Below are 7,454 nucleotides of genomic sequence, written 5' to 3' on the forward strand. Positions count from 1 at the left end.
CTCTCTCGGTGACGAGAGTGACCCGAAAAGCCGGCATTTTCGGGCAATGGAACGCGATATTATCAAGCTATTACAATGAGTTAGAAGTAGGTGGCGGACCGAAAGATATTCGAACCATCGATATGGTCTCTGTTTCCGCCATTTCCGCAGGTCGCATAGTGCCGACACAACCCATTTGGTTATTTCCGTTGACATGTTGGAAATGTTCATGAATTGTTCTCATGCCAGACGAGGACAGAACATGCCCGATCAACAGCCTGTCACCGAAACAAAGTCAGCTGAGCGGCTGGTTTTTGAACATTATCTTCGGACTGGACAGCGCCTGTCGACCCAAGCGTGGGTTCAAGAGGTTGAGCACAAGTTCAACCCTTATCACGACCCGCGCAATGGCCGTTTCACTTTCGCGCCGGGCGGTCCGCGCTCGCTAAGTCATGTCATCGTCTCGGACCGCCGTGGATTGCATAGGACACCGCAACAAGATTGGGGAAGCATGGCGGCGGTCGGTGCGAGGGCTACGCCCGCACCGACCCATCCGGTACAAACCGTCTCGACAAGCGAAGCGGTCTACCGGCCCTCCGAAGCTTCCGCGTCCATCCAACCTGCACAGTACCGCCCCAATCCCCGAGCGCGCATGGGCGGCAACGGCGGTCCGCCGCTGAACGACCCGCTGACTCTCGAACGGACGTTCCCGGGTTTGGCCAATGCACCGGGCGGCTCATTGGTGGCGCTTGCCGACAATATCCTCGATCTGACCGGCCCGGCCAATCGGTTGACCACCGGATTGGCGGAAGATCATGTCAACATGCTGATACAGCAGATCAGAACCATCGATCCGAAATATCGCCAGGACACGCTTGGATTTCCGACAACCCTTGAAGGGCAGGTAAATCTGATACGCCAGCTTCGCCTTGATCGAGCCGTGGCCTTCTATCGCGTGAAGGGTGAGACTAGGCCGCTGCAAGTTGAGACACTGCGTATAATGCAGGAGCGCGCGGACAGCGCATACGCTGAAGGACAAGTCCTCTTCGATGCGGGGCGCCTGCAGCCGCGCCTCTCTCGCGAGGAGGCGATTGGCAATTACGTCGATCGCGCGGTAAGGCGTGAACTGCGCGAGTTATACAACGTTCGAGGAATCGATTATTCCAAGGGACAGCAAATCAGGGTGATTGGCAGGGAATATGACACCTCAAGGAGTGATCCCACATATAGGATTCCCGATGCGCGTGTAGGCAATATCGCGTTCGATGTCACGCTCAGCCCCAAGACCCTCGCGACTCCACAAGTCCGGGGATTTTTCAACAGTGATTTCAAGCCGGACGCAGTGCTTATCGTTCGGCCGACCCAACTTGTTTCGAACAGCACGTACGCCATTTCCAGTCCGAGGAAGTAATATGTTTAGTTCGAGCTACCGTTCCACTAAGCCCTACATCCCCCAGGGTATCAGTGAGACATGGGACTTTCTGGGGGCGATGATGCTCTCGGCGCCGAAGTTCAAGGACAAGACCGGATACTTCCCGGATCGCAACATCGATACCGAATTCTTCGCGCTCAACGAGGGCCTGAAAACCATTCGCAAGAAGGTGGGTGAGGAGAATTATCAGGCGCTCGTCGCGCTGTCCGACAAAATGCGGGCGCATTTCGAAGCCGATCCCGAAGACAAGACCGAAGACGGCACCAAGGGACGGAATTGCATTGTTGAAATGGAGGCTATCCTGAAGGCCAGCACTCGGGGCAAGTCACGCTGATTTCGAGCTTTTTGCCCTTCCCAAATCCGGTAGCACGCAAGAGGCCAAGAGAGAAAGCCGACCGAAAATACAGGATTTATCCATTATTCGGCGGTTCTCCGGTGTGTGAATGACTCCAGAAAAGGCCGGAACCCGCCCCAAAAACAGAAAATATATCCTTTTTTATCAATAACTTACAATGAAATGGCGGAGCGGGAGGGATTCGAACCCTCGATACGCTTTTGACGTATACTCACTTTCCAGGCGAGCGCCTTCGACCACTCGGCCACCGCTCCGCAAAAACCCTTCCGTCGCTGCAAGCGGCGTGAATCGGGTCCCTATTCCATCGCACTGGAAGGCGGCTCCCTATCGCGCGACAGACGGCTAGGCAAGGGGATGCTTTACTTTCCGCCGACATCGGGTTTTGATCGGGTCATGATCCGCCCTCTCGCCCTTTCCTGCATCGTCGCAGGCATGGCCACCAGCGCGCTGGCCGCCGACCCTCCTGCCACGCCCGCCGCCCTGGTGGCGCAGGCACCAGCCCACGCATGGAAAACCATCGCCCCCGACAGCTTGCTGGTCATGACCCTAGAGGGAGGCCGGCGGGTTATCGTCCAGTTGGCGCCGACCTTTTCGCCCAGTCACGTCGCCAATATCCGGGCCCTTGCAAGGGCGCATTGGTGGGACGGAACCAGCATCAACCGGGTGCAGGACAATTATGTCGTGCAATGGGGCGATGTGACGGAAAAGAAACCGTTGCCCAAGAATCTTTCGCCAACCAGCCCCGCCGATTATTCCCGGCAGCGCGCAACACTGCCCATACACATCACGCCCGCGCCTTCGGCAGATGCCTATGCGCCGACAACCGGCTTCAGCGACGGCTGGCCGGTGGCGATGGACAGGGAAGCCGTCTGGTTGCCGCATTGCTACAGCTTCGTAGGGGTCGGCCGCAACCTTTCGCCCGATGCCGGCACGGGGGCCGAGCTTTACGCCGTCATAGGGCAGGCACCGCGCCAACTGGATCGCAATATCGCCGTCGTCGGCCGTGTTGTGGAGGGCATGGCGCTTCTGTCCAGCCTGCCGCGCGGATCGGGCGAACTGGGATTCTACACCCCGCAGGAACACGCCATATCCATCGTGTCCGTCCGGCTTGCCAGCGACCTGCCCGAAGCGGAACGCCCGCGGTTCGAGGCGATGGACACCGCATCGCGGACGTTCGCGGACTATCTGCGCCTGCGTGCCAACCGGAAGGATGATTTTTACGACCGTCCGGCGGGCGGCGTCGACCTTTGCAACGCGCCTGTGCCGGTGCGCGCCGTGCCCTAAAGGCCGCGCACCCTGTATCCGCGCCAGTCGCGAATTCGGCGGATGGCGAAACTGGTGCGGATGTCCGACACGCCGGGCAACCGTGCCAGGCAATCGCGATGAACCCGGTCGAACCCCTTGAGGTCGGCAGCCGCAACCCGCAGCAGATAATCGGCCTGGCCCGCCATCAAGTGGCATTCCAGTATCTCGGGGAAATCGGCCACGGCCGCCTCGAACCGCTCCATGGTTTCGCGGCTCTGGCCGGTCAGTGAAATTTCGACGAAGGCGTGCAGCGCCAGGCCCAGCGCTTCAGGATCGAGCCGCGCCGCATAGCCCGCGATCAACCCGGCCTCCTCCAGCGCGCGCACCCGCCGATGGCAGGCGGAGGAAGACAGGCCCACCAGATCTCCCAGATCGGCCATGGAGCGGCGCGAATCGTGCTGCAACGCTTCCATCAAGGCAATATCGAAACGATCCATGAAATTTCATCCTGCAATAGCGACATTATGTGAAATACCATCCCTTTCGATGCAGGCAATATGTGCAACAAAGGGAACTTTCCCCGCGGCTGTCGCGCTATCCTGTCGCGCGCAGGCCGCGCCACGGCGTGCAGCGCCAATCGGAGAAACAGGATGATCGTCGGCACCGTCAGAGAAATCAAAAACCACGAATATCGGGTTGGACTGACGCCCGAGAGCGTGCACGAACTGGCAGCCCATGGGCACAAAGTGCTGGTCGAAAGCGGCGCGGGCGAAGGGATCGGCACGCACGACGCGCAATATGAGAAGGCCGGCGCGCAGATCGTCGCGACCGCGGCGGAAATCTTCGCCAGTGCCGAGATGATCGTGAAAGTGAAAGAGCCCCAGTCGCAGGAACGCGCCATGCTGCGCCCCGGGCAGATATTATACACCTATCTGCACCTGGCGCCCGATCCGGAGCAGACGGGGGACCTGATCGCCAGCGGCGCGACGTGCATCGCCTATGAGACGGTAACCGACGCGGGTGGTGGCCTGCCCCTGCTCAAGCCCATGAGCCAGGTCGCGGGCCGCATGGCGATCCAGGCCGGTGCCACCGCCCTGGAAAAGGCTCATGGCGGGCGTGGCGTGCTGCTGGGCGGCGTGCCCGGCGTGCTGCCCGCCAAGGTCGCGGTGATCGGCGGCGGCGTCGTAGGCTTCAACGCGGCACAGATGGCCGCCGGGCTGGGTGCGGACGTCACTATCCTGGACCGCAATCCGGAGGTGCTGGAAAAGCTGGGCATGTATTTCGAGGCACGGGCCAAGACCCGCTTTTCCAACAAGGCCAACCTGGCCGACTGCGTGGCGGAGGCCGACTTGGTTGTCGGGGCCGTGCTGATCCCGGGCGCCGCGGCGCCCAAGCTGGTCAGCGCCGACATGCTCAAGACGATGAAGAAGGGCGCAGTGCTGGTCGACGTCGCGATCGACCAGGGCGGGTGCTTCGAAACGAGCCATGCTACCACCCACGCCGATCCCACCTACATCGTGGACGGCATCGTCCATTATTGCGTCGCCAACATGCCCGGCGCCGTGGCCCGGACCAGCACCTACGCGCTCAACAACGTCACCCTGCCGCACGCGCTCCGCATCGCCGAACTGGGTTGGAAGGAAGCGTTGCGCCGCGACGTCCATTTGCGCGCTGGCCTGAATGTCTGGAACGGCAAGATTACCTACCGCGCCGTCGCCGAGGATTTGAACCTGCCCTACACGCCGGTCGAGGATGCCATCGCCTGAACGGCATCTCCGTTCCATTCCGACCCGCCCCTTCCCCTTGGGGGCGGCGCGGCCCGGGCGGCTCTCCCCTTCCCTTCGCCCGGGCCGTGACAGGGGGGGCATACGTACCGCGGGACGGCCGTTGATCCACCCGACGGCTTCCGGCATGGTTACCGCCATGACCGATCCGATGCCCGTGATCCAGAGCCTGCTTGCCGGCCTGCCCATCCTGCTGCTGCATCTCGCCAGCGCGACCCTGGTCTGGCTGGGGGCGCTGGCGCTTTACATGTGGATCACGCCGCATGACGAATTCGCGCTCATCAGGGCAGGAAATGAAGCCGCAGCGATTTCGCTGGGGGGTGCTGCGATCGGCCTTGCCGCGCCACTGGGCTTCTGCCTTGCCGGATCGGTCAATGTCTGGGACGTGCTGATATGGGGCAGCGTCACGCTGGTCCTGCAACTGATCGCGTTCCGGGCGGTCGACTTACTGCTGGGCACACTGCCGGCGCGGATCGAGGCCAATGAGCGGTCGGCCGCGATCTTCCTGGCGATGACGAAGCTGGCCATCGCCTGCCTGACCGCCGCTGCCGTCGCGGGCTGACGCGGAGGTGGCCGAAAAGCGCGGCTGCGGTTGCCTGCCCTTCGCGCTCGCGGGGCTCTTGCTGCTGGCCTGGACGATCCGGGATATGGGCGTCCCACCACTGGAGATCGAACAATATGACCCGCGGTCGCCGCGTCGCCCCATGCCTCAATGGAGCGATGAGCAGTTCGTGATCGAGGACAGGCCCGGTGGTCCGGCCGATTCGATGGGAACGGCCTTCGCCGTGGACCGCGACGGCGCCTGGTTGACGGCCGAACATGTGACCCATGGCTGCACCCGCATCGGGCTGGAAAATGGCGCGTTCGCCAGACCGGTATCGCGGGTCATCGAAAGCCGGGAGGGCGACGCGTCATTGGTGGCAGATGCGCTGACCAGCAGCGCGGCGCTACCCCTGTCCGACCGGATGCCCGCGCCCGGATCGACCGGCTATCATATGGGATTTCCAGCCGACGTCCCGACTCTGGTGCAGTCCGTCCTGATCGGCGCGGCCAATGCGCGGCGCGGACGGACGGAAGACAGCCAGCCGGTGCTGGCCTGGGCCGAAGAGGCCAGGATTCCGGCGGGAGAAGGAACGCTTTCGGGGATCAGCGGCGGACCGACCTTTGCCGAGGACGGGCACGTCGTAGGCGTCAACAGCGCGGCGACGGACCGGCGGGGCCGGATATTGACTACCGCACCCGACGCTGTGATGCGGCTGGCCTTGGCGAGCCGGGTGGTCGACGACCGGCCCGTCGCCTATCCGTTCCAGGGACTGGCGGATGCGCAGCGCCGCTTTGTCGCCTGGCTGGATCAGGGCGTGATCCGCCGCATCTTCTGTGACGTGGACGAACCGGCGGGCGGTTGACGGCGGCCGGCCGCAGCGGCTAGGCGCGGCCATACCGTTTCCAAGGATCAGCACCATGAGCGACACGCCGCCCGACCGGCTTTCCACCAATCCGCGCAGCCCTCATTTCGACATGGACGTGCTCCAGCGCGGCATCGGCATCCGTTTCAAGGGCCGCGAGCGCAAGGATGTCGAGGAATACAGCATTTCCGAGGGCTGGATCCGCGTCGCCGCGGGCAAGACCCGCGACCGCCAGGGCAATCCGCTGACCATAAAGCTGAACGGTGAGGTCGAGGCCTGGTTCGAAACACCGGCCGAAGGCGATACGGAAACCGCCACCCAAAGCGAATAGACCTGATGGGATGGGCGTCGCGATGACGCCCCTTGCCCGTCAGTTCAGCATCGTTTCGCGTTTAACGTCGGCTATGATCGCACTCAGCGTGCGCTGCGACGGGTTGGCGTCGGCATATTCCACGATGAAGGGGTCGGTTTCCATTCGGGGCGCCTTGTGTCGCGCAACGACGTCCCTGGTCGATGCCATGGCGAGACCGCCGCGCGGGCTCGCTGCCGGCGGTGCGACGCGCGCGACGCGAGCAGGCGCCCACTGGTCATCCCAGCGCCGCGGATCGACACTGGCGAACCGGACACTGCTGCCCAGCGACGGATCAGGCGTGAAATCGTGCAGCCTTGCCTTAGCCGGGTAGATGAATCCGAAGGCCGGATTGGTCCGGGCGCCCATCTGCCCGGTCGGGCTGTGCCATACCCGCACCCGGCTCCAGTCCCCCTCGTCGGACACGTCAACCGCCATCACATCCTCCTCGATGGAGCCGGGGACGGACCAGTTGGCGTGTCGGATGAGTATGCGGCGATCGTCCAGAACCTTGCTGACGACCGCGACATGCCCCAGCGTCATGGGACCGAACGCGCGAAAGGCCAGCACTGCACCCTTTTTGGGCTTGTGACCGCGCTTATATTGCCCGTCGGCCTGATCCCACCAGGTCAGGGCGTCGCCGCGAATTTCGACGCCGGACACGATACGGGCATAAGGCACGCATTGCAGAACCGTCGCGCCGAACGAAGGCGCGGCCAACAGACCGGACAGCAGCAGCGCCGCCCAGCAAAATTTTCGAACCATCCACGCGATCCCAAGGATTCGAGAATCGCCCCACCAGCGCCAACCCTAGGCTCAGGACTCATTGATCGAGCCAGAAGATGACGGTTGCGGCGATGCAGATAGCGGACATGAAGGTGTGCGCGCAGCGATCGTAGCGGGT

General features: G+C 62.8%; 9 protein-coding genes and 1 tRNA gene. 7 read left to right on the plus strand and 3 right to left on the minus strand.

Annotated features, from left to right (window positions below; translation table 11 throughout):
- Window positions 1-241 precede the first annotated feature (241 nt).
- Both J3E64_RS14905 and J3E64_RS14910 read left to right on the plus strand, forming a co-directional pair.
- A complete protein-coding gene (locus J3E64_RS14905) occupies window positions 242-1,390 on the plus strand; it encodes a hypothetical protein (RefSeq protein WP_253343812.1) in 1,149 nt (382 codons plus the stop codon).
- A gap of 1 nt (window position 1,391) precedes the next feature.
- The gene (locus J3E64_RS14910; protein ID WP_253343813.1) at window positions 1,392-1,745 is read left to right on the plus strand and encodes a hypothetical protein; all 354 of its coding nucleotides are present in this window, start codon (window positions 1,392-1,394) and stop codon (window positions 1,743-1,745) included.
- A 184-nt stretch (window positions 1,746-1,929) separates the two neighbouring features.
- Here the strand turns inward: J3E64_RS14910 and J3E64_RS14915 are convergent.
- Window positions 1,930-2,020, minus strand: a tRNA-Ser gene (locus J3E64_RS14915).
- Between the two features lie 139 nt (window positions 2,021-2,159).
- Between J3E64_RS14915 and J3E64_RS14920 the strand changes: the two genes are divergently transcribed.
- Window positions 2,160-3,050, plus strand: a complete 891-nt coding sequence (locus tag J3E64_RS14920) for a peptidylprolyl isomerase (protein WP_253343814.1) — start codon at window positions 2,160-2,162, stop codon at window positions 3,048-3,050.
- Here the strand turns inward: J3E64_RS14920 and J3E64_RS14925 are convergent.
- Complete coding sequence (locus J3E64_RS14925) at window positions 3,047-3,508, minus strand: Lrp/AsnC family transcriptional regulator (protein ID WP_253343815.1); 462 nt, start codon at window positions 3,506-3,508, stop codon at window positions 3,047-3,049. The two genes, J3E64_RS14920 and J3E64_RS14925, sit on opposite strands and share 4 nt — an antisense overlap.
- 153 nt (window positions 3,509-3,661) lie before the next feature.
- Between J3E64_RS14925 and ald the strand changes: the two genes are divergently transcribed.
- The 4 genes from ald (at window position 3,662) to J3E64_RS14945 (ending at window position 6,532) form a co-directional block, all read left to right on the plus strand.
- Window positions 3,662-4,777 carry an alanine dehydrogenase gene (gene ald / locus J3E64_RS14930; protein ID WP_253343816.1) on the plus strand — a complete coding sequence of 372 codons (1,116 nt, stop codon included), beginning with the start codon at window positions 3,662-3,664 and terminating at the stop codon, window positions 4,775-4,777.
- A gap of 157 nt (window positions 4,778-4,934) precedes the next feature.
- The gene (locus J3E64_RS14935; protein ID WP_253343835.1) at window positions 4,935-5,357 is read left to right on the plus strand and encodes a DUF350 domain-containing protein; all 423 of its coding nucleotides are present in this window, start codon (window positions 4,935-4,937) and stop codon (window positions 5,355-5,357) included.
- Between the two features lie 85 nt (window positions 5,358-5,442).
- Window positions 5,443-6,201 (plus strand): serine protease, encoded by a 759-nt coding sequence (locus tag J3E64_RS14940; RefSeq protein ID WP_301287318.1) that lies wholly within the window; start codon window positions 5,443-5,445, stop codon window positions 6,199-6,201.
- A gap of 55 nt (window positions 6,202-6,256) precedes the next feature.
- The gene (locus tag J3E64_RS14945; protein WP_253343818.1) at window positions 6,257-6,532 is read left to right on the plus strand and encodes a DUF3297 family protein; all 276 of its coding nucleotides are present in this window, start codon (window positions 6,257-6,259) and stop codon (window positions 6,530-6,532) included.
- 39 nt (window positions 6,533-6,571) lie between these two features.
- Here J3E64_RS14945 and J3E64_RS14950 read toward each other — a convergent pair whose 3' ends face one another.
- The gene (locus tag J3E64_RS14950) at window positions 6,572-7,315 is read right to left on the minus strand and encodes a CHAP domain-containing protein (protein ID WP_253343819.1); all 744 of its coding nucleotides are present in this window, start codon (window positions 7,313-7,315) and stop codon (window positions 6,572-6,574) included.
- Between the last annotated feature and the right edge of the window lie 139 nt (window positions 7,316-7,454).

The sequence above is a fragment of the Sphingobium sp. OAS761 genome (assembly GCF_024168485.1).
In the GTDB taxonomy this organism is placed as follows: domain Bacteria; phylum Pseudomonadota; class Alphaproteobacteria; order Sphingomonadales; family Sphingomonadaceae; genus Sphingobium.

Bases quoted from the DNA above. Each gene is read 5' to 3' on its own strand.
- J3E64_RS14905 (WP_253343812.1), top strand. From the start codon at position 242: ATGCCCGATCAACAGCCTGTCACCGAAACAAAGTCAGCTGAGCGGCTG.
- J3E64_RS14910 (WP_253343813.1), top strand. From the start codon at position 1,392: ATGTTTAGTTCGAGCTACCGTTCCACTAAGCCCTACATCCCCCAGGGT.
- J3E64_RS14920 (WP_253343814.1), top strand. From the start codon at position 2,160: ATGATCCGCCCTCTCGCCCTTTCCTGCATCGTCGCAGGCATGGCCACC.
- J3E64_RS14925 (WP_253343815.1), bottom strand. From the start codon at position 3,508: ATGGATCGTTTCGATATTGCCTTGATGGAAGCGTTGCAGCACGATTCG.
- ald (WP_253343816.1), top strand. From the start codon at position 3,662: ATGATCGTCGGCACCGTCAGAGAAATCAAAAACCACGAATATCGGGTT.
- J3E64_RS14935 (WP_253343835.1), top strand. From the start codon at position 4,935: ATGACCGATCCGATGCCCGTGATCCAGAGCCTGCTTGCCGGCCTGCCC.
- J3E64_RS14940 (WP_301287318.1), top strand. From the start codon at position 5,443: ATGGGCGTCCCACCACTGGAGATCGAACAATATGACCCGCGGTCGCCG.
- J3E64_RS14945 (WP_253343818.1), top strand. From the start codon at position 6,257: ATGAGCGACACGCCGCCCGACCGGCTTTCCACCAATCCGCGCAGCCCT.
- J3E64_RS14950 (WP_253343819.1), bottom strand. From the start codon at position 7,315: ATGGTTCGAAAATTTTGCTGGGCGGCGCTGCTGCTGTCCGGTCTGTTG.